General features: G+C 65.8%; 24 protein-coding genes. 19 read left to right on the top strand and 5 right to left on the bottom strand.

From position 1 onward, the window contains the following. Nucleotides 1-186 precede the first annotated feature (186 nt). The 10 genes from OHL12_RS08145 (at nucleotide 187) to OHL12_RS08100 (ending at nucleotide 10,027) form a co-directional block, all read left to right on the top strand. Nucleotides 187-1,125, top strand: coding sequence for an AraC family transcriptional regulator (locus OHL12_RS08145; RefSeq protein WP_263413329.1), 939 nt, complete (start codon nucleotides 187-189; stop codon nucleotides 1,123-1,125). 50 nt (nucleotides 1,126-1,175) lie between these two features. Further along, nucleotides 1,176-2,066 (top strand): alpha/beta fold hydrolase, encoded by an 891-nt coding sequence (locus OHL12_RS08140; RefSeq protein ID WP_263413328.1) that lies wholly within the window; start codon nucleotides 1,176-1,178, stop codon nucleotides 2,064-2,066. A 65-nt stretch (nucleotides 2,067-2,131) separates the two neighbouring features. Then, nucleotides 2,132-3,304 carry a type IV pilus biogenesis protein PilM gene (gene pilM / locus OHL12_RS08135; protein WP_263413327.1) on the top strand — a complete coding sequence of 391 codons (1,173 nt, stop codon included), beginning with the start codon at nucleotides 2,132-2,134 and terminating at the stop codon, nucleotides 3,302-3,304. Further along, on the top strand, nucleotides 3,305-4,108 hold the full coding sequence (locus tag OHL12_RS08130) for a PilN domain-containing protein (RefSeq protein WP_263413326.1): 804 nt from the start codon (nucleotides 3,305-3,307) through the stop codon (nucleotides 4,106-4,108). Continuing rightward, nucleotides 4,105-4,767, top strand: a complete 663-nt coding sequence (locus tag OHL12_RS08125; protein WP_263413325.1) for a GspMb/PilO family protein — start codon at nucleotides 4,105-4,107, stop codon at nucleotides 4,765-4,767. The genes OHL12_RS08130 and OHL12_RS08125 overlap by 4 nt, the downstream gene beginning before the upstream one ends. After that, on the top strand, nucleotides 4,764-5,345 hold the full coding sequence (locus OHL12_RS08120) for a hypothetical protein (RefSeq protein WP_263413324.1): 582 nt from the start codon (nucleotides 4,764-4,766) through the stop codon (nucleotides 5,343-5,345). The genes OHL12_RS08125 and OHL12_RS08120 overlap by 4 nt, the downstream gene beginning before the upstream one ends. An 8-nt stretch (nucleotides 5,346-5,353) precedes the next feature. Next, nucleotides 5,354-6,343, top strand: a complete 990-nt coding sequence (locus OHL12_RS08115; protein WP_263413323.1) for a type IV pilin protein — start codon at nucleotides 5,354-5,356, stop codon at nucleotides 6,341-6,343. Nucleotides 6,344-6,571: 228 nt separating this feature from the next. Next, entirely contained in the window at nucleotides 6,572-7,171 is a 600-nt protein-coding gene (locus OHL12_RS08110; protein ID WP_263413322.1) for a PEP-CTERM sorting domain-containing protein, read from the top strand. A 443-nt stretch (nucleotides 7,172-7,614) separates the two neighbouring features. Then, on the top strand, nucleotides 7,615-9,546 hold the full coding sequence (gene dnaK / locus OHL12_RS08105) for a molecular chaperone DnaK (protein ID WP_317889811.1): 1,932 nt from the start codon (nucleotides 7,615-7,617) through the stop codon (nucleotides 9,544-9,546). 298 nt (nucleotides 9,547-9,844) lie between these two features. Then, nucleotides 9,845-10,027, top strand: a complete 183-nt coding sequence (locus OHL12_RS08100) for a hypothetical protein (RefSeq protein WP_263413320.1) — start codon at nucleotides 9,845-9,847, stop codon at nucleotides 10,025-10,027. Nucleotides 10,028-10,103: 76 nt separating this feature from the next. Here OHL12_RS08100 and OHL12_RS08095 read toward each other — a convergent pair whose 3' ends face one another. Further along, entirely contained in the window at nucleotides 10,104-11,000 is an 897-nt protein-coding gene (locus OHL12_RS08095; RefSeq protein WP_263413319.1) for a DUF1684 domain-containing protein, read from the bottom strand. 157 nt (nucleotides 11,001-11,157) lie between these two features. Here OHL12_RS08095 and OHL12_RS08090 point away from each other — a divergent pair, with 157 nt between their 5' ends. From OHL12_RS08090 to OHL12_RS08080, 3 genes are all read left to right on the top strand, one after another. Next, nucleotides 11,158-12,243 (top strand): acyltransferase family protein, encoded by a 1,086-nt coding sequence (locus tag OHL12_RS08090; protein WP_263413318.1) that lies wholly within the window; start codon nucleotides 11,158-11,160, stop codon nucleotides 12,241-12,243. A gap of 148 nt (nucleotides 12,244-12,391) precedes the next feature. Beyond that, nucleotides 12,392-13,408, top strand: coding sequence for an Fpg/Nei family DNA glycosylase (locus tag OHL12_RS08085; RefSeq protein WP_263413317.1), 1,017 nt, complete (start codon nucleotides 12,392-12,394; stop codon nucleotides 13,406-13,408). A 70-nt stretch (nucleotides 13,409-13,478) separates the two neighbouring features. After that, nucleotides 13,479-14,714: a J domain-containing protein gene (locus tag OHL12_RS08080; protein ID WP_263413316.1), complete on the top strand. Its 1,236-nt coding sequence runs from the start codon at nucleotides 13,479-13,481 to the stop codon at nucleotides 14,712-14,714. A 72-nt stretch (nucleotides 14,715-14,786) separates the two neighbouring features. On the opposite strand, the gene OHL12_RS08075 is transcribed toward OHL12_RS08080, so the two are convergent. Both OHL12_RS08075 and OHL12_RS08070 read right to left on the bottom strand, forming a co-directional pair. Next, complete coding sequence (locus OHL12_RS08075; RefSeq protein ID WP_263413315.1) at nucleotides 14,787-15,482, bottom strand: hypothetical protein; 696 nt, start codon at nucleotides 15,480-15,482, stop codon at nucleotides 14,787-14,789. A gap of 107 nt (nucleotides 15,483-15,589) precedes the next feature. Then, nucleotides 15,590-15,970, bottom strand: a complete 381-nt coding sequence (locus OHL12_RS08070) for a YtxH domain-containing protein (RefSeq protein WP_263413314.1) — start codon at nucleotides 15,968-15,970, stop codon at nucleotides 15,590-15,592. Between the two features lie 353 nt (nucleotides 15,971-16,323). On the opposite strand from OHL12_RS08070, the gene OHL12_RS08065 reads away from it, so the two are divergent. The 6 genes from OHL12_RS08065 (at nucleotide 16,324) to OHL12_RS08040 (ending at nucleotide 21,785) form a co-directional block, all read left to right on the top strand. Further along, nucleotides 16,324-17,448, top strand: a complete 1,125-nt coding sequence (locus OHL12_RS08065) for a BON domain-containing protein (RefSeq protein WP_263413313.1) — start codon at nucleotides 16,324-16,326, stop codon at nucleotides 17,446-17,448. 193 nt (nucleotides 17,449-17,641) lie between these two features. After that, nucleotides 17,642-19,435 (top strand): 1,4-alpha-glucan branching protein domain-containing protein, encoded by a 1,794-nt coding sequence (locus tag OHL12_RS08060; RefSeq protein WP_263413312.1) that lies wholly within the window; start codon nucleotides 17,642-17,644, stop codon nucleotides 19,433-19,435. A gap of 2 nt (nucleotides 19,436-19,437) precedes the next feature. Then, entirely contained in the window at nucleotides 19,438-20,313 is an 876-nt protein-coding gene (locus tag OHL12_RS08055) for a hypothetical protein (protein ID WP_263413311.1), read from the top strand. Then, entirely contained in the window at nucleotides 20,310-21,038 is a 729-nt protein-coding gene (locus OHL12_RS08050) for a class I SAM-dependent methyltransferase (protein WP_263413310.1), read from the top strand. Before OHL12_RS08055 ends, OHL12_RS08050 begins: the two co-directional genes overlap by 4 nt. Then, the gene (locus tag OHL12_RS08045; protein WP_263413309.1) at nucleotides 21,031-21,234 is read left to right on the top strand and encodes a hypothetical protein; all 204 of its coding nucleotides are present in this window, start codon (nucleotides 21,031-21,033) and stop codon (nucleotides 21,232-21,234) included. Before OHL12_RS08050 ends, OHL12_RS08045 begins: the two co-directional genes overlap by 8 nt. After that, on the top strand, nucleotides 21,231-21,785 hold the full coding sequence (locus OHL12_RS08040; protein ID WP_263413308.1) for a SixA phosphatase family protein: 555 nt from the start codon (nucleotides 21,231-21,233) through the stop codon (nucleotides 21,783-21,785). Before OHL12_RS08045 ends, OHL12_RS08040 begins: the two co-directional genes overlap by 4 nt. Here the strand turns inward: OHL12_RS08040 and OHL12_RS08035 are convergent. Continuing rightward, the gene (locus tag OHL12_RS08035) at nucleotides 21,737-23,353 is read right to left on the bottom strand and encodes a Ppx/GppA phosphatase family protein (RefSeq protein ID WP_263413307.1); all 1,617 of its coding nucleotides are present in this window, start codon (nucleotides 23,351-23,353) and stop codon (nucleotides 21,737-21,739) included. The genes OHL12_RS08040 and OHL12_RS08035 overlap by 49 nt on opposite strands. A gap of 75 nt (nucleotides 23,354-23,428) precedes the next feature. After that, nucleotides 23,429-25,210, bottom strand: coding sequence for an ArnT family glycosyltransferase (locus OHL12_RS08030; protein ID WP_263413306.1), 1,782 nt, complete (start codon nucleotides 25,208-25,210; stop codon nucleotides 23,429-23,431). Nucleotides 25,211-25,333 lie beyond the last annotated feature (123 nt).

The following is a 25,333-nucleotide window of genomic DNA, read 5'->3' as shown; positions in this document are numbered from 1 at the left end:
GCGGACCACGCCTCAACGTACTGCTTATAGATCTCGACTGCCTTCGACGCCATCTCCTCACCTCTGCATGCTGTTTGAAGTCCGAACCGTTCACCGCAGCGAACGGCTCTCTTCGAGGCTAGGCATCGGCACTCAAACTTTCGATACTTCAAAGTTCGAGATCGTTTACAGTTCGTCCAATTCCGCATGGACCCGTTCGCCGACCTCATCGGCCTGCTCCGGCCGCGCGCCACGTTGTGGGGACGGATCCAGGGCACCGGTCGCTGGGCCCTCTCCTTCCGCAAGCGCGACGACCTCCTCTTCTGCTGGGTCGAAACAGGCGAACTCCAGCTCACGCGTCCCGACGCCGAACCGCGCTTCCTCAACACCGGCGACTTCGCCCTGATCCGCACCTCATCGCCGTTCTCTCTCACCACCGATCCTGATCTCCACCCGCAGGACAGTGAAGCCCTGGTCTCCTCCACGGGCAGCACCGAACTCGTCCTTGGCGAAGCTACAGGTCCACGCGTCGTCCTCCGCTGCGGTCGTTTCGTCTTCGACACGGCGAACGAAGCCCTTCTATGGAGCCTGCTCCCGTCCACGCTCCACGTGGCGGCCGGCCAGCAGACCTCGTGGCGCATCCGCTCGCTGCTCACCCTGAACGACGCCGAAGGTCAATCCCCCGGACCGGGCAGCGACCTCATCGTCCGTCGCCTCATCGAACTCACGCTGCTGGAGGTGCTGCGGAACGAAGTGCCGCGACTCGACCCAAAGACGAAAGGGCTCCTGGCGGGCCTGGCCGACCCCGTAATCTCGCAAGCGCTCATCGCGATGCATGGGCAGGTCACCCGCGCCTGGACCGTGGCGGCGCTTGCCCGCCTCTGCGGCGTCTCGCGCTCCACCTTCGCCGTGCGCTTCCAGGAGGTCATGGGCGTCAGCCCCATCGAGTACCTCACCGGCTGGCGCATCGCCATCGCCAAGGACAAGCTCCGTTACGGCACACAAACCATCGGCGAGATAGCCCTCGCGGTCGGCTTCCAGTCTTCCAGCGCCTTCAGCACGGCATTCCGCCGCGTCGCCGGCTGCTCCCCAAAGCAGTTCGCGCAGCAGGGCGCAGCGCCGAAGCCGCCACAAACGTCGGCCTGACCGCGCAGCATCCCGAACGCCTCGCATCACACAGGGCAGGGAAGCTCACCATGCCGCAACCACCCGTCCACACCGAGTTCATCGAAGCCAACGGCCTTCGCTTCGAAGTCCTCACCTGCGGCACCGGCCCGCGTCTCGCACTTTGCCTGCACGGCTTCCCCGAAGTCGCCGACAGTTGGCGCCAGCAGATGCCCGCGCTCGCCCCACTCGGCTATCGCGTCTGGGCGCCAAACCAGCGCGGCTACGGCAAAACCTCGCGCCCGCCGCACGTCTCCGACTACGCTATCGAGCACCTCATGGCCGACGTCGCCGCCCTCATCGACGCCTCGGGCGCCCCCGAAGTCGTCCTCATCGCGCACGACTGGGGCGCGCTCGTCGCCTGGACCTTCGCCACCCGCCGCATTCGTCCTCTCCGCGCCCTCGCCATCCTCAACGTCCCGCACCCGGTCTGCTTCGCCCGCGAGCTCCGCCGCAACCCCGGCCAGATGCTTCGCTCCTGGTACATGCTCTTCTTCCAAATCCCGTGGCTGCCGGAGTGGCTCCTCAGCCGCCGCGGCGGTGCGCCCGTCCGCCAAATGATGCTCCGCTCCTCCACCTCGCCGGCCACGTTCCCGCGCGACTTGCTCGACCTCTGCGCCGCCAATGCCGCGCAGCCCGGCGCTGCCCGCGCCATGATTCACTGGTACCGCGCCTTCCTTCGCGGCGGCTTTCGGCGTCAGCTCCGCCTCGGCTTCCCGCCCATCACGGTCCCGGTGCTGCTCATCTGGGGCATGGCCGACGTCGCACTCTCCTACGCCACCACCCACGGCACCGAAGAGTTCGCTCCCAACCTCACCCGCGTCGACCTCGCCGGCGTCTCCCACTGGGTTCAGCAGGACGCCACCGCCGCCTGCAACAGCGCGCTGGCGCAGTTCCTTGCCGATCCGGAACCCGCCACCTAACCCGGTCGCTTTCAACTCACCCGGAATCCCGTCTCAAAGCATGTAGCCTAGATCTGTCCGCCTGCATGCCGTCCCTGATCCCGAGATCGAGTTTCGAGACCCGTCCGCGCCTCGCCGTGGAGATCCGCCCCGAGGGCGTCTTCGCCGCGCGTGCTGCCGACGCGTCCGGCATCCTGGCCCAGGTCGCCCGCGCCGAGCTCCCACGCTTCGCCGTCCAGCCCGGCCTCCGCGACCGCAACCTGAACGATCCGGCGCGCGTCTCCGCCGCCGTCCGCCAGGTGCTCACCCAACTCCAGCAGGGCAAGCTGCGCGACGTCACTCTCATCGTTCCTGACGCCGCGGTCCGCGTCATCCTGCTCGACTTCGACGCGCTGCCCACTGACTCCGATGAGGCGCTCGCCGTCGTCCGCTTCCGCCTCTCGCGCCTCCTGCCGTTCCCGGTCGACGCCGCTCAGATCAGCTACCAGGTCATGACTGACCGCGCCCGCCAGCTTCAGGTGCTCACCGTCGCCATCCCGCTGCTCGTGCTCGCGGAATACGAAGCAGCCGTGCGCGATGCCGGCTTTGAACCCGGCGCCGTCCTTCCCAGCACCCTCGCCGTGGTAGGGGCCATCGACGAAGCCGCACCCGGCGCCTCCGCCGCCGCGGCGCTGCTGGTCAACTGCAGCACCGACACCATGACCACGGCCATCGTTCGCCGCGGCGAACTCCTCCTGCACCGAACACTCGAAACCGTGCCCGCCGCGCTCGCTGAGCCGTCCTCCTTGCCGCCGGACACCGCCGTCGCCGTCGTGCCCACCCTTCCCGCGGAAGCCGCCTTTGCCGCCGCGGCCGAGCCTCGCCAGTACGGCGCAGACGACCTCGCCGGTGTCGCCGTCGACGAAGGCCCGGTGGTCGAAAGCTTCGTCCCCGCCCGGGACCTCGTTGAGGCTGAAACCTACTCCGCAGCCATCGAAATCCAACGCGCCGTTGCCGTTGCCGCCGCGTACTACGAAGACCAGCTTGCCGCGCCGCCCTCTTCCGTGTTCACCGCCGGCAGCCTCACCGCTCACCAGATCGGAGAACTCCTCGATGGCTCCGGTCTCACCGCGCGCGAGCTTCTTCAGCCGGAAGACCTGCAACCCACGGTGACCACACCGGTTCCGCACGGCTTGCTCGCTGGCCTTCGCGGTGCCCTGCGCAACGAATCCCGCACCGCGGTGCGCCCTGTCGCCCGCCGCTGGAGGGCACAGGCCTAAATGCGGATCACCATCAATCTGGCCACCCGGCCTTACGTTCAGCTCGACCGCGTCTTCCGCCAGCTTCGCGTCGCCATTGCCGTGCTCGCCCTCACCGCCGCCGCGCTGCTCCTCTGGCTCCACGGCCGCTCCGCAGCCGCCCGCGCGCAACAGGCCGAGCTCGAATCCATCCAGGCCCGGACCGCCGCGCTCAACGCCGAGCGCGCCCGCAACGAGGCCCGCCTGCGTCAGCCAGCCAACGCCGCCGTCCTGCAACAGATCGACTTCCTCAACGCCCTTTACACGCGCAAGAGCTTCAGTTGGACCGCCGTTCTCATGGACCTCGAAGAAGTCCTGCCCAGCGGCCTCCAGGTCACCAGCATCGACCCCCAGATCGCCTCGAACGGTCAGGTCAACATTCGCATGCGCGTCAGCGGTCCCCGCGAACGCTCCGTCCAGCTCATCCGCAATCTTGAGGGCTCGCACCGCTTCCTCGCCCCCCGCCTGGTCGGCGAGACCCAGCAGGCGCAGGAGAAGTCTGGCTCCGGCGTGCAGATGGCAGCCGCGTACCTCAACGGTCCCCAGGCCGCCAACAGCAATCCCACCGCCCTGGTGAATAGCAATAGCGGCACCGCCAACGCAGGCCCGCCCCCAACCGACTTCGACATCGTCGCCGGCTACAATCCGCTGCAACTGCGCGTCCGCGAACGTGCCGCCCACCATACGGCCGCACAGGACACCGACGAAGACGCCGCAACCTCGAGCGACGACACCAGTTCCGCCGCCGTGCCCGCCACCCAAACCCGCAAGGCGGCGCGCCCGTGAGCACGATCCCGGTGAACCCAGCCCAGACTGCCTCGCCCCCCACCGCCCGCGCGCAGCGGCTCGACCAGCTCCGCGCCTGGATGTCGCCGCTCAACGTGCATATCGCCGCCGCGGCGCTGCTTCTGCTCTTCAATCTTTGGCTCGCCGTCCAGCTCGTTCTCGCTTTTTCCGCCGCCGGCGCCCGCGGCGAAGACCAGATCGCTCAGGCCCGCGCCCAGCAGCTTGCCGCCGATCTCGCCGCCCGCAAGCTGCGCGGTCTCGACGGCAAGCTCGCCACCTCCGAAGCCGAGGTGAAGGACTTCTACAGCAACCGCCTGCCCTACGGCTATGCCGACGTCGCCGCCGAACTCGGCAAACTCCGCGACCGCACCGGCGTCCGCCTCAGCCGCGTACAGTACCAGACCGCCGCGCCCAGCAACGGCCTCACGCCGGCCCGGCTCGACGCCTCCGTCACCGGCGAGTACCGGCAGCTTGCGCTCTTCATCAACGGCCTCGAGCGCGACCGCAGCTTCTTCCAGATCGAAAACATCACGCTCAACGGCCAGCAGGGCGGGCAGGTAAGCCTTCGCCTCCGCATCAGCACCTATCTGCGCGAACCCATGCCGGGCCTGGCCACCGCGGAGGCAAACAGCTCCTCCGGGAACGGGGGCACCCAGTGAAGATCGGCACCGAAGACCGTAAAAAGCTCATCCTGGCCGGCACCCTGGGCGTCCTGGCGCTCGGCACCATGATCTACGAGCTCGCCGGCAGCAGCAGCGACACACCCTCGCCCGCGCCTGCGCCCGTCACCGTTGCGCGTCCCGCCACTCCCAGCCCGGTCGCGGCCCACGTCTCCAGCGCCGCGCTCGATCCCACCCTGCACCCTGAAGGCATGCAGGCCGCCGAGGCACTCCTGTACACCGGCAGCGGCCGCAACATCTTCCTCGCCGGCTCTCAAGCCGCGGTCAAAACTGTTTCTATCCCCAAGCCCATTGCCCCCGTGCGCATCGCGCCAGTCCAGTCCATCCCCACCGGCCCGCCGCCTCCGCCTCCCATTGACCTGCGCTTCTTCGGCACCGAGCAGCGCCGCGGCGGCAAGCGTCAGGCCTTCTTCCTCAAGGGCGACGACGTCTTTCTCGCCACCGAGGGCGACATCGTGGGCCGCCGCTACCGGGTCGGCCCCATCACCGGGAACTCCGCCCAGGTCACCGACCTGACCAACAACAACACGCAAACCCTGCCACTCGTCCAGCAGTAGAGGCATCGGTGACCACGCGATCCAACCCGGCGCACCCACAGGAAGAGGGCTTCCTGCTCATCGCCCTGGTCGTCGCCGTCTTCATCATTGCGCTGCTGCTCACCGTCGCCGCCCCCACGGTGGCCCGCTCGCTCGAGCGTGACAAAGAAGTCGAATCCGAGCACCGCGCGCAGCAGTATGTCCGCGCCATCCACAACTACTACCTCAAGTTCAACAGCTACCCGACCTCCGTCGACCAGCTCCTCAGCCAGAACAACCAGCACTTCCTTCGCGAGCAGTACAAAGACCCGCTCACCGGCGGCGACTACCGTCTCATCCATTTCGGCGAGGCCAAGACCGAGGTCAAAGGCTTCTTCGGCGAGCCCCTGGAAGGCTTCGCGCAGGGAAGCCTCGGCGCTCTCGCCGGCAACGCCTCCGGCATCGGCACCGGCGCGGGTGGGGCGAGCAGCGCACCTGCCGCTGGCGGCCTGGGCGGCGCCACCTCCGGAAGCGGCGGCGGCTTCAGCCTCGGTACCTCCAGCTTCGGCTCAGGATCGTCCGGCAGCTCCACTCCTGGAACCTCTGGCTCTGCCTTTGGCTCGGGCTCAAGTAGCTCCGGCTCCACCTCCGGCAGCGGCACCAACGCCACCCAGTTCCAGGGCAGCAAGGGCATGATCGTCGGTGTCGGCAGCAATGCCACCGGGCCTGGCCTGGTCGAGTGGAACGGCTCCGCCAACATCGAAGACTGGGAGTTCCTTTACGACCACCGCACCTGGCTGCTTCGCCAGCGCGTCAGCATCTTCGGCGGCTCCGTCGGCCAGAGCGGCAGCGGCAGCCTCGGCACCTCCGGCATGAACGGCTCCGGTAACAACTCCAGCGGAACTGCCCCTGGCTCAGGCAGCACCTTCGGCCCGTCCTCTACCTTCGGCCCATCGGGCACCTTCGGTCCGCAATCCGGCTCGTCGGGCGGCAACGGGACTGCGCCGTCGAGCGGAACATCTTCCACACCGAATCCCTAACCTGCACGTCGCCGCACCGGCTAAACGCCAGGCTTTACGCACTTATCATGCAAATCCTGCCAGGAAGTCGCGTTTCGGCGCAGCGATGTCGCCCGTATCCGATTTCCGCTACATCATCAACAAATTTGGCTTTTTGCCGACAAGCGCGGTTGACCTCGCGCGCGCGGAAATTGCCTACTACAACAACTAAGCACACTCAGTCCATCCCCAAAAGTGAGCAATCAGAACATGCGTCTTCTTCTTTCTTCTCTCCTCGCGGCTTCCGCCGTCATCGCCCCCGTGGCTGCGCACGCTGACACCGTCACCTTCGGTTCCTCGCCCACCGCAACCACCTACGGCTCCACCTTGGCGGGTTCCTACACCGGCACGGCCGCGGTTCAGGTCTCCAACCCCTCTTATGCATACCCGACCGCTCAGCCCGGCAGCGTTTACGTCTCCACCAACGCCGCTGGCAACCAGGCAGTCGACACCACCTACTACACCAACAGCTTCACGCTGCTGGGGAACGAGTCGTACACCGGCTCGGTCCAGTTCTCGGCTGACGATTTCGCCACCATCTTCGTGAACGGCGTCTCGGTCTACACCCCAAATGCTTCCACCTACTACTACTACGTCACGAGCGTCGACCTGCTGCCCTCGTACTTCACCGCAGGCCTGAACACCATCACCTTCGCCCTGACCAACACCGGTGGGCCCGGATCGTTGGACTTCGGCGGTTCGTTGACCGGCACGGCCGCTCCCACTCCGGAGCCCTCGTCCCTCATGCTCCTTGGCACGGGAATCCTCGGCGTCGCGGGCGCAGCCCGTCGCCGCTTCCAGAAGGCCTAAGCGCAGCACAGCCCCATACAGAAGCCCCCGGGTACCCGGGGGCTTTCTTTTGCTTCAAACGGAGTTCGCTCGCCGGCAAAACCTCGGCATCCAACACCTCTACGGAGCGGCCCGGTCCATGTGCGCGTGATACTCGCATTCCGCACACTTCCGGTTCGTTCCGCTCGGCTTACCGCACAGGGTGCATGGCCGCTTGCGCATCCATCGTGCATAGGCCAGTCGCAGCGCGAGCCACAGTCTACGGATCGTACCGGCCCGCTCTCCGCCTTGCTTGCGCTGCATACCTCGCAACTTACATGACTTCTGGCGTGATCTGACGTGCGGCGGGCTATCGCCTGCATCCCTTGCGCGTCCGACGCATCATATAGTTGACAAGAAGTCACTCACATGTGATCCTGAACATGCCTGAGAGACCGAAGTCGAGGGTTTAGCAGCATCGACAGGTGGCAAAGCCTGTCCGGAGGAGAAGCAACGTGGGCAAAATTATTGGAATTGACTTGGGAACCACCAATAGCTGCGTCGCCGTCATGGAAGGCGGCGAGGCCAAGGTGATCCCCAACGAAGAAGGCGGTCGCACGACCCCTTCCGTCGTCGCCTTTACCAAGAGCGGCGAACGCCTGGTTGGTCAGGTCGCCAAGCGCCAGGCCATCACCAACCCGGAAAACACCATTTACTCGATCAAGCGCTTCATGGGCCGTCGCCCGAACGAAGTCAACGACGAGATGAAGATGGTGCCCTACAAGGTCGTCGCCAAGGGCGACAACATCGCCATCGAGGCGCAGGGCAAGGAGTACACCGCGCCTGAAATCAGCGCGATGATCCTGCAGAAGTTGAAGAAGGCCGCCGAAGACTACCTGGGTCAGTCCGTGACCGAGGCCGTCATCACCGTTCCGGCATACTTCAATGACTCGCAGCGTCAGGCGACCAAGGACGCCGGCAAGATCGCCGGTCTCGACGTCAAGCGCATCGTCAACGAGCCCACGGCGGCAGCTCTCGCCTACGGCCTCGACAAGAAGAAGGACGAGACCATCGTGGTCTATGACTTTGGCGGCGGTACGTTCGACGTGTCCGTGCTCGAAGTCGGCGAAGGCGTGATCGAAGTCAAGGCCACCAACGGTGACACCCACCTGGGCGGCGACAACCTCGACCAGCGCCTGGTGGACTTCCTGATCGACGAGTTCCGCAAGCAGGAAGGCCTGGACCTGCGCGGCAAGGGCAACGAAATGGCCCTGCAGCGCCTGAAGGACGCGGCCGAGCGCGCCAAGATCGAGCTCTCCACAACCATGGAGACCGAGATCAACCTACCCTTCATCACGGCAGACGCGACCGGACCGAAGCACCTGGTGGTCAAGCTGACCCGCGCCAAGTTCGAGTCGCTGGTGGAAGATCTGCTGCAGAAGTCGGTTGGCCCTTGCAAGCAGGCCATGGCAGACGCCGGCATCACCGCGTCGCAGGTCGATGAGGTTGTGCTCGTCGGCGGTCAGACCCGCATGCCCCGCATGCAGGCTCTGGTCAAGGAGCTGTTCGGCAAGGAGCCGCACAAGGGCGTGAACCCGGACGAAGTGGTCGCCATCGGCGCTGCGGTTCAGGGTGGCGTTCTGGGTGGCGAGGTGAAGGATCTGCTGCTGCTGGACGTGACGCCGCTGACCCTGGCCATCGAAACGATGGGCGGAGTCGCGACGCCGATGATCCCGCGCAACACGACCATCCCGACCAAGAAGACGGAAACCTTCTCCACGGCTGCCGATTCGCAGACCGAGGTTGAGGTCCACGTCCTCCAGGGTGAGCGTCCCATGGCGGGTCAGAACCGTACGCTGGGCAAGTTCAAGCTGAGTGGCATTCCGCCGGCTCCGCGTGGCGTGCCGCAGATCGAGGTCACGTTCGACATCGACGCGAACGGCATCCTCAACGTCACGGCCAAGGACAACGCCACCGGCAAGGACCAGAAGATCACCATCACCAGCTCTTCGGGTCTCAGCAAGGACGAGGTGGAGCGCATGGCCAAGGAAGCTGAAGCGCACGCCAGCGAGGACAAGGAGAAGCGTGACGAGATCGAGTCCCGCAACCAGCTTGACTCGCTCGTCTACCAGGTCGAGAAGATGTTCCGTGAGAACGGTGACAAGATCAGCGGCGATGAGCGCGGACAGGTAGAAACTGCCCTGGCCGACGCGAAGAGCACCCTCGGTGGAACTCCGAGCGCCGCAGAACTGAAGTCCGCGCACGAGAAGCTGCAACAGGCTAGCTTCAAGCTCGCCGAAGCCATGTACAAGTCCAACGCGGCGCCCACCGATGGTGCGGCTGCAGCCGAGGGCACCACGGCAGAGACCAAGCCCGAAGAGGGCGTGATCGACGCCGAGTACGTGGACGCGAAGTAACCGATCGGGTCAGCAACACCACCCCTTCGCGGGATAGCAGCAAACAGCAGATGCGTTGAGTGTGGAGGCTCAGCGCAATTGCTGAAGCGCAACAGGTTGGAGCCGGAGCGCAGGCGAGCCGCAACAGTGCCGCCGCGTTCCGGTCTCCTCCGAATCTTTTCGTAGCACCGTCACAAGTCCGGATGCTTTCCATAGAGTCTCCAGCGGGTCTGCAACTCCGCGGCACCACCGGTGTCTAATCTTGCAGGACACATTCGAGCACCACAGCAAAACCGGTCGGGGAAGGGGAACAGGCCACATGAACATCAACACCAACACAACCATCTGGAAGTGCGAGCAGTACGTCGCCGGCAAGCTCCACGAGAAGACCATCTTTGAATCGGAAGAGCAGGCACGCGAGTTCGCCAAGAAGCTGTACGGCGTGCGCCCCGACACCATTCTGCGCATTGAGCCCATGCCCATCCAGCACGTCTGGAACTAAGCACTCGCTCTGCAATTCAAGGCGCGCCTCCACGGCGCGCCTTTTTGTTTAGCCCTGCACCCGCAGATCGCCGGTTCTACTCGTGGTACCGCTTCTCACCCGCAGGAATCGCAACACTCAGCCGGTTCTGCGGCGCAGGCAGCGGACAAGTAGCGAAGGGCGTGTATGCGCACGGTGGGTTGTATGCGGTGTTGAAGTCCAGCAGCACCGTGCCGGGTTTCGCCACGCCGTTGCTGGGCGCCGCCGAATACATGAACCGTCCCGCGCCATAGGTTTCCGTCCTGCTGGTCTCGTCCCGAAAGATGAACCACATCTGCTTCGGAGAAACCGACACCGGCTCCAGCCGCACCGTCTTTCCATCCACCTGGAACTCCGCATACCCCGGCGTCTTCTGGTTGAAGCTCTGACCCAGCACATTCTTGAACGCGAGTGCATGCTCCTGCGGGTAAGGCACCCATTTGGCCGTGATCTGATAAGCGTTCTGAATGGGGTACCATCGCAGTCCATGGAACGCGCGCAGCGTCGGGCTGTGCGCATCGCGCACGCGCAGGTACAGCCGATCGCCGCGCAGGATCACCGTCATTCCAATGTCGCCACACGTGACTTCGTCAGGCTTTCCTGAAGAGTCCGGTGCCAGTGCCTGCTCGCGCGCGGGCTGGCCGTTCACCTTGACGCAAGCATCGAAATGGCCGCCCGGTGCCGCAAGCGAAGCCTGCCCACCCCGTTGCCGCAGGATCACCGCATGGGCCGGCAGCCCAGCGAGGCGAAGCTTGTTCGAAGCATCCGAGCCTACCGTCGTCTCACCATCCGGCAGCCATTGCAGCGCGACCAGCGCCAGGTAGCCGTGCGGGTCTTTCGCTTCCTGTTCCATGTCCTTGCGAAAACTCTGGATCTGCGCCACTGTGTCTTCCGCGCGCGCGATCGGCAATAGGCTGGCCAGCACGGCAATAGAGCAAGCGAATTTCGTCAGCATGGCAAAACTGTAGCGAAGCGGCGGAACATCGCAAAACAGATTCGACCCTCAGCAGCAGCGGCTCTCTGATCGCACAGCGATTGTCGGCGACCTCGCCCCACTCCTCGCTCACCCGGCTCCCGTAGAATCGTCATGAAGCATGAAGAGGAACCAGCACATGCGAGCGCCTCAGCGATACGTGGGGCTCCAGGTGCTTCGCGCCATCGCTGCGCTGGCCGTGGTTATGTATCACGCCACCGTCTTCGTTTTCACGCGCCTGCACGTGTTCTTCGCGCCCATCTGGCGTTGCGGCTCCAACGGTGTCGATCTCTTCTTCGTTCTCAGCGGCTTCGTCATCGTGCTCTCCACGCAGCGGCTGCAAGGTACGCGCGACGGCTGGAAGATCTTCGCCGAACGCCGTCTCACCCGAATCGTCCCGCTCTACTGGATCGCCACGCTCATCAAGGTCGTCTTGCTCAAGTTCGACGCCACGGCAAACCTCACCAGCGATCTCTCCTTCGCCTCCATCAGCAAAGCCGTCTTCTTCTTGCCGTCGGTCAATGCTCTCGGAGACATCCAGCCCGTGCTCAATGTCGGCTGGACACTCAACATGGAGATGTTCTTCTATCTCCTCTTCACCATCGCCCTCTTCTTCCGCGCGAACGTCTTCCTGTGTGTCGGTCTTCCACTCCTCTTCCTCAGTGCCGGTGACTTCCTGCACATCCAGGGCGCGGGCACCGCGTGGACCTTCTACGCACAGAGCATCGTCCTCGAGTTCTTCTTCGGCATGCTCGTCGCCCTCGCCATCCTCCGCGGCAAACGCCTTCCAGCCTGGCTGGCATGGCTCGCCGTTGTCGGCGGCCTCTACGCTCTCTTCGCGCTCCTGCCACCCGTCTGGCCCAAAGAGATCCACACCGCCTGGGTGCAGGGCATTCCCGCCGCGCTCGTTGTGTACGGTGCCGCCTCGCTCGAAGGCCGCCTGCCGCACATCCCGGCGTGGCTCATTTTCCTGGGCGACGCCTCCTACGCCATCTACCTCTTCCACGGCCTCTGCGGCCAGCTCAGCCCCATGCTTCTGGTCAAACTCGGCATTCCCAGCCCAGTGCTGTCGGAGCTGGGCACTGTCGCCATCTCCCTCGCCGTCGGCTCCCTCGCCTATCTCTGGCTCGACCTGCCGATCATGCGCTGGTTCAAGCAGCACGTCCTCTTCCACGGCAAGCCCGTGCTGCACGTGCAGGAGACGCTGCCCAGAACCGGAGCCTAGAGCCAGCGCACAACCGGGCTCACCTGAAACGGGCGCCCACTTGGTTCCACGCCGTGAAATCCGGCACGCTCCATCCCCCCTCGTGCTCCGGTGCCGAACAACACATCGCCTCCGCCTCGAATCGCATGCCTTTGAGGTCATCCGCACCATGCCCGAGGGGAATGAGGTACATCGCTGGGCCGCGCGCCACAACGCCGCCTTTGCCGGCCGTCGGCTGAACGTCCTGCCGGGCCCGAACCACCGCTTCAGCGACGCCCACCTCGTCGACGGCAAAAAGCTGCGCGAGGTCCACGCCGTCGGCAAGCACCTCGGCTACGAGTTCGGTGACGATCTCTACCTCCACATCCACCTCGGCCGGTTCGGCGACTTCACCGAGGGCTGCGGCCCGCTACCCGAACCCAAAGGCGCTCTGCGTGCCATCCTGCAGCGCGCCGGCAGCGGCAAACCTGCGCGCAGCGTCAAGGGCCAGCCGCACAACCTCACCTGCGCCAAAGACGACGGCACCCAGCCCTTTCCACCCGAAGACGTCGACTGGTGCGAACTGCGCGGTCCCACCGACTGCAGCGTCTACAGCAAGGAGAAGTGGCAGGCTCTGCTCGACCGCCTCGGCCCCGATCCGCTCGCCCACGAGCCTGGCGACCACGACAACCCGCAGCGCGCCTTTGACGCCATCCTCAAATCCAAAAAGCCTATCGCCGAGCTGCTCATGGATCAGCAGATCATCTCCGGCATCGGCAACATCTACCGCGCCGAATTGCTCTTCCGCCATCGCCTCAACCCCTTCACACCGGGCGAAGCCATGGACCTGAAAACCCTGAAGGCCATCTGGAAAGACTCCATCCCGTTGCTCAAAGCGGGCATGGTCGACCGCCGTATCGTCTGCACCAAACGCGCCGATCGCCCTTCGAAGCAGGAACCCGCGCCACGCGGAGAAGAGCACTACGTCTACCGTCGCCACGGCAAGCCCTGCTTCCTCTGCGGCGAAAAGATCCTCCGCCGCGACCTGGCCGGCCGCACCCTTTATTGGTGCCCCAACGACCAGCACACCACCGCCGCCGAAAACAAGACCGCCTACGCCCACGGCACCAGCCTGCGCGCCAACCGCGAAGCCGCCAAACCCGGCGCCGCCGGTCGCAAGCGCGCCTCCGCGCTCATGGAAGATTGAGCATCCTGTCAAGCGCTTCCTGCGTGACTTTCACTCATCTAATCTGGTAAAGACGGCGATACAGGAAACCATGGCAGGACCACAAAACAAGGATTATTACGGCGCCCTTGGCGTCAAAAAAACGGCCTCGCAGGACGACATCCGCAAGGCCTTTCGCAAGCTCGCACGCAAGTACCACCCCGACGTCAACCCGGGCGACAAGAAGGCCGAGGAGAAGTTCAAAGAGATCTCCGAAGCCAACGACGTCCTCAGCGACGAGAAGAAGCGCAAGGTCTACGACCAGCTCGGCTTCTACTCCGACTCGATTGACCCGGCGCAGGCTGAGGCAGCCGCGCGCGGCGGCTACAGCGGCGACGTCTACACCGGAGGCCGCGGCAGCGCAGGCCCACAGGGCGGAGTCCCGTTCGACTTCGGCGGCTTCGACTTCTCCGGCTTTCAGGGCGGCGGCGGTGGTGGTCGCGCGTCGCAGCAGCAGGCCGGCGGCGGCTTCGGCTCCTCCTTCAAAGACATCTTTGGCGGCATGTTTGGCGGCAACCGCGGCGGCGTGGAAGCCCGTGGCCCGCAGCCCGGCACCGACCTCGAGTACCAGGTCCAGGTCGATTTCTGGACTGCCATTCGCGGCGGCACTGCCCGCATTGAGATCCAGCGCAACGACCTGTGCTCCACCTGCAAGGGGCAGGGAACCGTCGGCACACCGCACACCTGCCCGCAGTGCAACGGCACCGGCCAGGTGCAGCAGATGAGCGGCCGCATGAAGTTCAACACCGCCTGCCCCATGTGCGGCGGCAGCGGCAAGGTTGGCGATCCGTGCCCCACCTGCCACGGCGAAGGCACGGTCACGCGCCGTGACCCGCTGGAGTTCCGCATAAAGCCCGGCACCCGCGACGGCCAGCGCATCCGACTCGCCGGCAAGGGCAACGCCGGCACCAAGGGCGCTCCCGCGGGCGACCTCTACCTGATCATCAAGGCAGGCACGCACCCCGTCTTCACCCGCACCGGTGACGACATCCGCGTCACCCTGCCGGTCATGGCGTTTGAGGCCGCGCTCGGCACCAAGGTCGACGTCCCCACGATTGACGGCCGCACCCAGCTCAAGATCCCGCCCGGCACGCAAACCGGCCAGAAGCTGCGCCTCCGCGAGAAGGGCGTCGCCTCGGCGGCCAAGGAAGGCATGCGCGGAGACCAGATCGTCGAGATCCGGATCGTCGTCCCAAAGATCCAGGACGAGCGCTCGAAGGAGATCCTCCGCGAACTCGCCCGCCTCAACCCCGAAGACCCGCGCGAAGACCTCTTCCGCGAAGTCTAGCCACGACAGATCACCGCAGCAGAAAAGGCCGGGCACAAGCCCGGCCTTTTCCATTCCTAGTCCCGGAACCGCCTACGCGTGGTAGTCGTCTTCGAGCCCGGTGTAGATGTTTTCCCCTTCAAACGCGACCGGCTTCGGCGTATGCTCACCCGTCGCGCGCGACCGTTCATACGCTTCCGCATACGCGGCACGCGGCATCTTTTCTTCCGGCTGCGAGTACTCATCTGCCAGCTTCGTCGCCGCTGCCCGCAGGCCGCTGAAGATTGCCGTAGCCTGCTTGACCGGGGTCAGCACCGCATGCTCCACGCGCCCCACAATGTTGCCGGCCGCGTTTAGCGTGCTCGTCACCATGCCGTCCACGCGATCGCTCTGCTTCTTTGCCTTCAATGCGGTGTCGCTGATCAGCGCATCCACCTGCGCCAGCTTGGCGCGGTATACATCCGTGGTGTCCGCAATGCTCTCCGTCACCCGCTTGATCTTGGGGACGGTGTCGTTCATCAGGTCCTGGAAGTTATCCACCAGCGGGTACATCTTGCCTTCGAACCGGTCCGTAATCGCCAGCGCCTTGCCTTCCATGCGCGTGGTGAATTCGTTGATGGTCTTCAGGAGCTTGACCACCATGAAAGCGACCGCGACCAGCGCCACCGCCTGCAAAAATAGCCAGAACGCGATCAGGCCCGTGAACCACAGCAGCGTATGAAACTGCCCGTCGGACATGGCATAGGTGGGCGCCTGGAACAGCGCGAGCGTGGTCGGGACGGCGTGCATGATGAAAGCTCCTGGTCAGAAGAAACACCCGCACAGAACGCGCGGGCGAGAGAAGAAGCCGGCGACGCATCGCCGGCTTCCTTCCGTGTTCAAGCACATGCAACGGCCTAGGAGTTCTGGCCGGCGTGCTCCTGGTAAGCCTGCTTGCCCGCGTCCACCGCACCGTTCAGCTTTGTCTGCTGCTCGGCCAGGAAGTCCTTACCCTTGTCCACATACTGCGACCACTGCGTGCGGCCCTTCTCGTAGTAGTCGCGACCCTTGTCCACGTAGTCGTTCAACTGGTCCTTGCCCTGCGCCACGTAGGTGTTGATCTGGTCCTTGCTCTGCGCCACGTACTGGTTGGCCTTTTCCGTCACATCGCGTGCGCCGGATGCAAGGTCTTCCCGGGTCTCGCGGCCGCTCTTCGGCGCGTACAGCACGCCGATCAGGGCTCCAATACCCAGACCCGCCAGGAACCATCCCAAACCGCTGCTGCTCTCGTCTGCCATGTCTTTCCCCTTTTCCAGCTCCGGCTTCCCACCGGTCTACGGCATTTGCAGCCGCGCCGCTTTTCTATTGCGACTGTGTGGACGGATGCGACCCGGATGCCCACGGTTGCCGGGACGCGCTCTTGCGCCGCAATGCCGCGCTCCCGGACCGCACCACACGACCCCGGTGGGACATCGTGCAGCAAGCTCCATCGCATCTGACTCAACCAGGAAGAGCCGCATCGTGCGCCTTCAGCCGCTTCGAAAAACTCCGTCACACCCGGAAAGCGCTGATCCACGCGAAACCTCTCAGAAGCCGCCGAGTCTATACAGGGCGCGGTCTCCGAATGTTCAGAAGCAGGAAGGAAACAGCAATGGTACAAGCAGTCCAACACAAGTTCCGCGGCCCATCCGCCATCGCCGGCATCGCTCTGGCAGCGACCCTGTTGCTGCCGGTCGGCTGCAAGCAGAGCAATCCCACCGTCGCCGACCCGGCAGTCACCTCCGCCGTCCAGTCGCGCCTCCAGGGTGACTCCGCCATCAGCACTGAACCCATCCAGGTCTCCACCACCTCCGGCACCGTCACCCTCACCGGCCAGGTCAGCAACGCCGCGGCCCGCACGCTGGCCGCCAACGACGCCGCCAGCGTCCAGGGCGTGCAGAAGGTAGTCAACGACATCACCGTCGCGGCCAACACGCCTCCCGTCAGCGCCACTGCTGTCACACCGCAGCCCATGACCCAGCCGGAGCCCAGCCCCACTCCGCGCGCCCGCGTTGAGCCCCGCCGTGAAGCTCCCCGCGAGGCGCCCATCGTCCGCTCTGCGGCCAACAACGCTCCTCAACCCGCATACCAGCCCGCTCCCGCGCCTGCGCCTGTCCAGCGCGCCCAGCAGACAGCCCCGGCCGCTCCGCCGCCGCCCGCCTTCCGCACCGTCACCGTGCCCGCCGGATCCACGCTGCCCGTGCGCATCACGCAAACCCTGGATAGCGACAACGCCCATGCCGGCGATTCCTTCAGCGGCGCTCTCGCCACTGACCTCGTCGAAGACGGCGTCGTCGTCCTGCCGCGCGGCAGTGCCGTCACCGGAACCGTCGTCGACGCTAAGGACGCTGGCCACTTCAAGGGCCAGTCGCGCCTCAGCATCCAGCTCACCGGCATCAGCCGCCGCGGTCAGCAGATCGCGATCTCCACTGACCCTGTCGTGAAAGAAGGCGCAGCCCGCGGCAAGAACACCGCCATCAAGACCGGCATCGGCGCAGCAGGCGGAGCCATCCTCGGCGGCATCTTCGGCGGAGGCAAGGGCGCAGCCATCGGCAGCGTCGCCGGCGGTGGCACGGGTGCAGCCATCAACGGCGTCACCCGCGGCGAGCAGGTCTCCTTCCCCAGCGAGACCGTGGTTCGCTTCTCGACGACCAACTCCTTCACCGTCCGCGTTCCCAACCGCGACACCAGCAACGGTCCCGGCTCCGACAACGGCCCCGTGTTGAACCGGCAGTAAACAGCGCGCCACAATGAGAGGCCTGTCGCATCGCGGCAGGCCTCCGTGCGTTTGCGGCTACCTCTAGCCGTACACTGGAAAGGTGTTTGGCCGGCGCGGCTCTGACGCCCTGCCTTTGTCAGCAGCTTCCGCCACGGCATGGTCTCTGTGGAGTGGCGACGATCGCGGACCGTCAGTCTGCAGAGTCCCTGATTTGCCCAGTACGCGCGGTTTTCTGAACATCCACCTGCACGCTCACTTGCCTTTCGTGGTCAACCACGGCACCTGGCCGCATGGCCTGGAGTGGCTGCACGAGGCCGCCGCCGAGACCTACCTGCCGCTCCTCCAGGTCCTGCAGCGCCTCGCCGCCGACGGCATCCGCGCCCGCTGGAGCATGGACCTCTCCCCCGTCCTTCTTGAGCAGCTCGCGCACCCGGTCTTTCTTCGCGAGTTCCCCGACTATCTCCGCCGCAAGATCCAATTCGCCCAGGAAGACGAATCCTTTTTCGCGCAGGCAGGCGAGGGTCATCTGCGCTGGCTGGCGCAGGGCTGGCAGCAGCGCTACCAGGCCGCTCTCACCCTCTTTGAATCCCTGAACTGCGACCTGATCGCCGCCTTCCGTGCCCATGCCGAAAGCGGCAGCATCGACCTGATGACCTGTGCCGCCACCCACGGCTACATGCCGCTCCTCGGCACTGACGAGAGCGTGCGAGCGCAGTGGCGTGTCGCCACCGCCGTGCACCGCCGCCACTTCGGCGCGGCACCCGCGGGCGTCTGGCTGCCGGAGTGCGGCTACCGTCCCGCCGGCTACTGGCAGGTGCCGCTGCTGCCGGACGTCGATCCGCGGGCCTACCCCGGCTTTCACCGCATCGGCGTCGAAAGCGCTCTAGCCGAAAGCTCGCTCGGCTTCTTCTACGCCGACGGGCACCTCATCGAACAGAGCGCCCAGTTCGCCTCTCCCTACAGCAACATGATGACTGGCGACCTGCCCTCCGCACCGCCCGCCGCTGGCGGCACGGACAAGCTCTATCGCGCCTGGGCGGTGCAGGGCAGTGACGGCCCTTCCGGCGTCGCCGTCCTTCCGCGCGACCCGCGCACCGGCTATCAGGTCTGGAGCGGCGACGGTGGCTACCCGGCCGACGGTGTCTATCTCGACTTCCACAAAAAGCGCTGGCCCGGCGGTCACCGCTACTGGCGCGTCACCGGGCCCGGCGTCGCCATGGACCAGAAGCACGCCTACCAGCCGGACGCCGCCGCGAAGCAGGCCCGCGAACACGCCCGCCATTTCATCGGCCTGGTCACCGACAGCATTCAAGGCGCCGCCAGCGTCTGGCGCGACCCGCTCGTCGCTGCGCCCTTTGACGCCGAGCTCTTCGGTCACTGGTGGAACGAAGGCGTGATCTTCCTCGAAGAAGTCACCCGCCTACTCGCCGCCGCCGACACCGCAACCGAAGCCGACACCACGACCGCCGCTCCGTCCGCGGTCACCGCCTTCGCTCCGCGCCTAGTCACCTCTGCCGACTACCTCCACCGCGAAGGCACCGCCGCTCCCCTGCGCCTGCCCGAGGGCTCCTGGGGTGCCGGCGGCGATCACCGCGTCTGGCTCAACCAAGACACCAGTTGGACCTACGCCCGCATCTACGCCGCCGAGCACGCCCTGCGCGATCTCTGCACGGACGGTGCCTGGCGCGACGGCGGCCTGGGCGAACGCCTCGCCAAGCAGATGTGCCGCGAACTTCTTCTGCTCGAGTCCAGCGACTGGCAGTTCCTCATGACCACCGGAGCCGCCCGCGACTACGCCGAGCGCCGCTTCCGCGAACACGACGAAGCCTTCGGCCAACTGCACCGCCTGTGGCAGGTCTGGCGCGACGTCGGTGCGCTGGAAGCCCCGGCGCTCGAAACCCTCGCGGCTATCGAATCGCAAGACAGCCTCTTCCCGGAAGTCAACCCGGAGTTCTGGGTTCGCGGCGCCCACGCCGAACCCGTCGACGCACCCGGGAGGCAATAGCCGTGGGCGCGTCCGCGGCCACCCTGGCCGCAGAAACCCGGCCTTGCTCCGCGCCCCTTCGCCTGCTCGGGGCCTGGCACCTGCTCAGCCTCGACGCGCCCACGGTCGCCTTCTGCTGGCTGCTTTTCTTTGCAGAGATCTTCCGGGTTCCGCATCCGCTGCCCGCGGCGGCAGACCTGGCCTGCGCCGTCTGGCTGGTCTACATGGTCGATCGCGTGCTCGATGCCCGCCGTCACCAGCCCGCCTGGACCGCCCCGTCCCGCGACTCGCTCTACGAGACCCTAGCCAACCCGTCGCACGACGCGCTGTTCCACCTGTACCGCCACCACGCGCGCGCCTTCCTCATCGCAGGAGTTGCGGTCACGCTGCTCGGCTTCGCTCTGGTCGCCCTCTTGCCGCACGCCCTGATCGAGGCATGGGTCCTGCTCACCGCGCCCCTCTTGCTCTATGCCGCGGTCGTTCACCTCCTGCACCTCTCCGCCCGCTGGAAAGCCATCTCCGTCGGCATCTTCTTCGCGGTCGCTGTGGCACTTCCCGCCGCTGCCCACGGTGGTCTTGGTTGGCCGATTGCCGCCGCCGCCATCGCCTTTGGCGGAGTCTGCCGCGCCAACTGCGCCATCCTGCGAGCCCCCTCGCAACGCCTCCGCATCGTCTTCGTTCTGTGCACCGCCGCCGCTCTGCTCCCCTTGTTCTTTACGGAGGCTCGCGCCATCACCCCGGCCTGCCTCCTCGCCCTGGCCTTCTTGCTCGTCCTGCGGCACAGGCGCGAGGCCGCCCTCGCCCGCGTCGGCTCGCTCGGCTGGCGAGCTCTTGTCGACGTCGCCCTGGTCGCGCCCGCGCTCGTCATCGGCTCCTGCATCGCCCTCTTTCGCGGATGACGCACTCCGCCGGCGGCAGCGGCCCCCAGAGCGGCCCTGACAGCGCCCCCAGGAGCGGCTTCGACAAACTCGCCCTCCCGTACCGCTGGATGGAGTACCTCACCTTCGGCCCGCTGCTTTCCCGAACCCGCCGCGCCTTCCTCCCACAGCTCAAGCAAGCCCGCAGCGCCCTCCTGCTCGGCGATGGCGACGGCCGTTTCACCGCCGCCCTCCTCCGCGCGAACCCTCACGTCCATGCGACCGCCGTGGACATCAGCGCCGCCATGCTCCATCGCCTCCGCAACCGCGTCGCGCAGCAGGGCAACGCCGACCGCCTCGCCACCCTCCACGCCAACGCACTCAGCGCTCTGCTAGACGGCCCATTCGACCTCGTCTGCACTCATTTCTTCCTCGACTGCCTCTCCGACGCCGAATGCTCCACGCTCGCCCACCAGCTTGCCGACCGCCTCGCACCCTCCGCCCTCTGGGTGGTCTCGGACTTCGCCATCCCACCCGGCAGCCTCCATGGCATCGCCCGGCTCCTCGTCGGAGCGCTCTACGCCGCCTTCGGCCTCCTCACCGGCCTGCGCGTCCGAACCCTGCCCGACTACGCCGCCGCTCTCCAGTCCGCCGGCCTCCGCCGCATCGCCTTGCAAACGCGCCTCCGCGGCATCCTCCGCTCCGAACTCTGGCAGCTCTCAGCCGACGCCGACCCGGCCAACGGACATCCAATCGCTCATGAGTGATCTCTACCCAACCGACGCCGACCCCATCGACGAAGCCGTCCCGTCCTACCCACCCTTCCCGGATGATGAGATCCTGCCCTCCATTCCCGGCGACCCGATCCCCAACCCCGAACCCGAGCAGCCCTCCCTCGGCATGCCCGACCCGGGCATCTACCAGGGCACCGGCGGCACCGCCTCGGTAGAATCAAAGGGATGAATCTGTACGTCATGCGGCACGCCTCCGCCGGAACGCGCCGCGCCAACCCGGTCCTCGATGTGCGCCGCCCGCTCGACAAGCAGGGCAAGCGCGACTGCCTGCTGCTGGGCAACACGCTCTCCAGCATGAACGTCGCCTTCGACCTGGTCGTGTCCAGCCCGCTCAAGCGCAGCCTGCAAACCGCATCGCTGGTCGGCACAGAGACCGGCTACGAGCAGAAGATTCTGCTCTCCGACGCTCTCGCCCCGCAGGCCACCTTCGCCCAGTTCCAGAAGCTTCTCGCTGAATGCAGCGGCTACGAGTCGCTTCTCGTCGTAGGCCACAGCCCCAACCTCGTCCAGTTCCTCGGCCTGTTGCTGCAACCCGCCGCCACCGCGCAGGAAGACTGCGAGCGCCGTCCCGCCGCCGTGCGCCTGCGCAAGGGCGCCATCGCCCGCCTTACCCTCGATCGCGGCGCCGCCATGCTGCAGTGGATGCTGGACCCGCGCGTCGTCGGCAAGCTCTACGCCAGCTCCACGTCCAAGTCGCGGCGGAAGACCTCGCGAAAGTAAGCGCTCTCCTTGCGCAGAGCCCAGCGTTCGAGCTCCGCCGACCCGCGCCGCACCTGCAGTTGCAGCAGCACCCGCTTCGGGTAGACCTTGCTCGTAAAGCGCACTGGATCGCTCGCCAGGTCCTGGTTCAGCGCCACCGCCAGCCGCAGCAACGCCACCGACTGCATCACCGACGTGTGCAGCTCCACCGGCACCGCCCGCATCGGCTTATCCATCGCCACCGGCCGGCTCTTGCCCATGTACCGCGCAATCGCCGCCACCAGCGCGCGCTGCGCCGGCGAAAACCCGAACATCTCCGAGTTCGCGATCAGGTAGTGCGTGTGCCGGTGATGTCCCTGGTGCGATACGTACCGCCCCACGCCCTGCATCATCGCCGCCGCTGCCAGCCACTCGCGGAACTCCGGCGACAGCGTATGCACCCGCTGCAGATCGTCGAACAGCCGTGTCACGTCGTTGCGCACCGGCTCCGCCCGCTTCATGTCCACGGCGTAGCGCTTGCAGATTTCCAGCACGCCGTTCCACCGCTCCTGCTCGATGGCGCGATGCACCGAAGCGCGGTTGTCCACGTCGGCCAGCATCTGCGCCAGGATGCCGTCGCGCAGGCCCAGCGGCGAGTAGCGAAACCCGCTCAGCTTCAACCGCTCCAGCAACTCCGCATACACAAACGCTCCGCCAATGATGATCTCGCTGCGCTTCGGCCCAATGCCCGGCACCGCCATGCGCTGCTCGTTCGTCATCGTCACCAGCTGCGCCGCCAGGGCACGAACCGTGGGCGTGTTCGCCGTCAGCGGTTCCAGTCGCAGCGCCGACCGCAGTTCATGCGCGGCAAAGTTGCGCGGCTTGCGCGCTGGCAGCTTGATCAAGGTCTTGCCCTTGGACTTCGCCGGCTTCGACTCGGCCAGTACCGTGCTCGCCTCCGCCAGCGCCGCCGCCGATCCGCTCGTCGCGATCACCAGCGGGATCGGCGCCTGCGGCCCGAACTTGCGCTCCAGCTTGCGCAGCTCGCGGTCGATGTAGGTCCTCAACTGGTTCTGCTCTTCGCGGCTCGGCGGATCGGTGTGCAGAAACTCCTGCTGCAGCCGTACCGACCCCAGCGGCAGCGACACCATCTCCTGCACGCGCCCGTTCTCTGACAACGTGATCTCGCACGAGCCGCCGCCCAGGTCGATCAAGAGGCAGCGTCCGCGCGCTCCCGGCTCATGCGTGGTCACGCCCAGATGAATCAGCCGGCCCTCTTCCAGCCCGCTGATCACCTCCACGTTCCATCCCAGCTCGCTCTTCACCCAGGCCGTAAACGCACTCGCATTCTGCGCATCGCGCATTGCGCTGGTCGCCACCACGCGCACGCGATCCACCACCTGGGTCTGCACGGCCTTCTGGAACCGCTTCAGCGCGCGAATCGTGGTCGCCATCGCATCGGGTGAGATCAACCCCGTCTCGAACACGCTTTCGCCCAGCCGCACTACCTCGCGGTCTTCGTGCAGCATGTGCAGCTTGTGTTGCTGAACCTCGGCAATGGCCAGACGGCATGAATTGGATCCGATGTCGATTGCTGCGAACTTGGGCAAACGGAACTCCAGCCGTGCAAAGGCGCGGTCCCTTGCAAGATACACGACCACGGCGGACCACTTCGGACGCCGCTGCTAGTCGTGATTCAGCAGGACGAACTTGCCGCCATTCTCCACAATTCGTTTGCCGCCAAACAGTGCCAGCCACCGGTCCGTTCGCACCGCGGAGTGCGTGATGAAGAACACTCGCTGCGGACTCTTCCACGCCGCCAGCAGACTCGTCGTCGTCTCAAACCGGTTCGGCGCGTCCGCATACAGCGACCCGTACCACAGCGTGTCCGTGCGCCCGTTCAACATCCACACCGGTTGATGCGTGTAGAAGTTCACGCCGCCGTTGTTCGAGTACTGCCCATCGATCACAATGCGATCGCCCGGCCGTAGCTCCTTCTCCAACGCCAGCGCCAGCGGCTTCGATCCCAGGATCGGATAGAAGTACTCCAGCCCCACATGGATGGTGCACAAGACCGCGCACATCCCCAGCGCCAGCGCAACGTTCGCAGCGTACGATCGCCCGTTGCGCTTCAGCCACCACGCCGCCACCGTCGGCACCAGCAGGCTCACGCCCATCAGCAACAGCGGCAGCCGAAAGAACCCGAACGCGCTCTCCGTAAAGTCGAACAGGTGTCCGAACGAAAGCGCGTAGTCCTCCGGATGCTTCTGCAGCGTCTGCCACAGCTCCTCATGCGCCGGCGGGTGCGACACAGCCGCCACCGCCAGGCACAGCACACCCAGCAGCACGCCACTCACCGCTAATGCGCTGTACGCCCACTGCCTTCGCTGTTCGCCATCCCGCCGTGCCAGCGCCGCGCCCGTCAGCAGCGCCAGTGCCGGAATCGCCGGCAGCGTGTAGTACTCCTGCCGCGTGCTGAACGTAAAGAAGCCGACGATCAGCACCGTCCACCACGCCAGCAGCACGCCGGGCGTCCGCAGGTTGTGGTTGCCGGCACGCCATCCGCGCACCCGCTCCGCCGCCGCGTGCCACAGGAACACGCCCCACGGCAGCACCCACACAAACAGCAGTCCGTAGAACAAGAGCAGCGGCACCTTATCGTAGTCCCGCGGAATGCGCGTGTTCAGGTACCGGTTCACCTGGTCGTTGATGAAGTAGAACCAGAAGAAGCCCTTTGACTCACCACTCGCCGCATTCTGCACAACGGCCAGCCAGTGCCACGGCACCGCCGTCACCAGGAACAGCAGCGTGCCCAGCGCCGGATGCATCCGCAGCAACAACCGCAGGCGCCCCGTAAACAGCAAAAATCCCACCAGCAAAGCCAGTGGGAACACCACACCGATCAGGCCCTTGGTCAGGACCGCGGCCGTACACACCAGCGCAAACACGGCTGCATGCGCCACGCTCGCCCGGCGCCCGCGCTCCGACTCTTCGGTCATGCGTAGCGTCATGTCAAACGCCACCGTGATCCACAGCGCCAGCATCACGTCCGGAATGAAAAAGCGCGTGTACACAAACGGCCCGATTGCCGTCGCCATCGCGCATCCCGCGTAGAAGCCTGCACGCTCGCCATACAGCCGCGCTCCAATGCGGTACACGTACAGGATCAGCACCAGCATCGCCAGCGCCAGCGGAATGCGGATCGCCCAATCATGCTGGCCAAAGATCGCCATCGACCCTGCCGCCAGCCAGTAGGGCAGGGGAGGCTTGTCCAGGTAGCGGACGCCGTCCACGTACAGCGTCACAAAATCGTGGCGCAGCAGCATCTCGCGCGCGGCCTCGGAGTGGGTCGAGTCCACATCGTCCAGCAGCGGCTGTCTCAGAATCGTAACCGCCTGCGTCAAGAGCCAGAGCAGTACCAGAAACGCGATGGACCCGCGCCTCCGATTCGGTCGTTCTTCGCTCATCGCTCCCGTCGCTCTCCTCTCAAGGGCCTTCCACAAACGATACGCTTCGGTTCCAAGCGCACTTCGTTGCCATGGGCCAAATGTTGCAGACCTTTGGACTCCGCCCACGCACCGAAGATGCAA

It is taken from the genome of Terriglobus aquaticus, from assembly GCF_025685415.1.
In the GTDB taxonomy this organism is placed as follows: Bacteria; Acidobacteriota; Terriglobia; order Terriglobales; family Acidobacteriaceae; genus Terriglobus; species Terriglobus aquaticus.
This window is presented reverse-complemented; position numbering and strand designations above follow the sequence as displayed.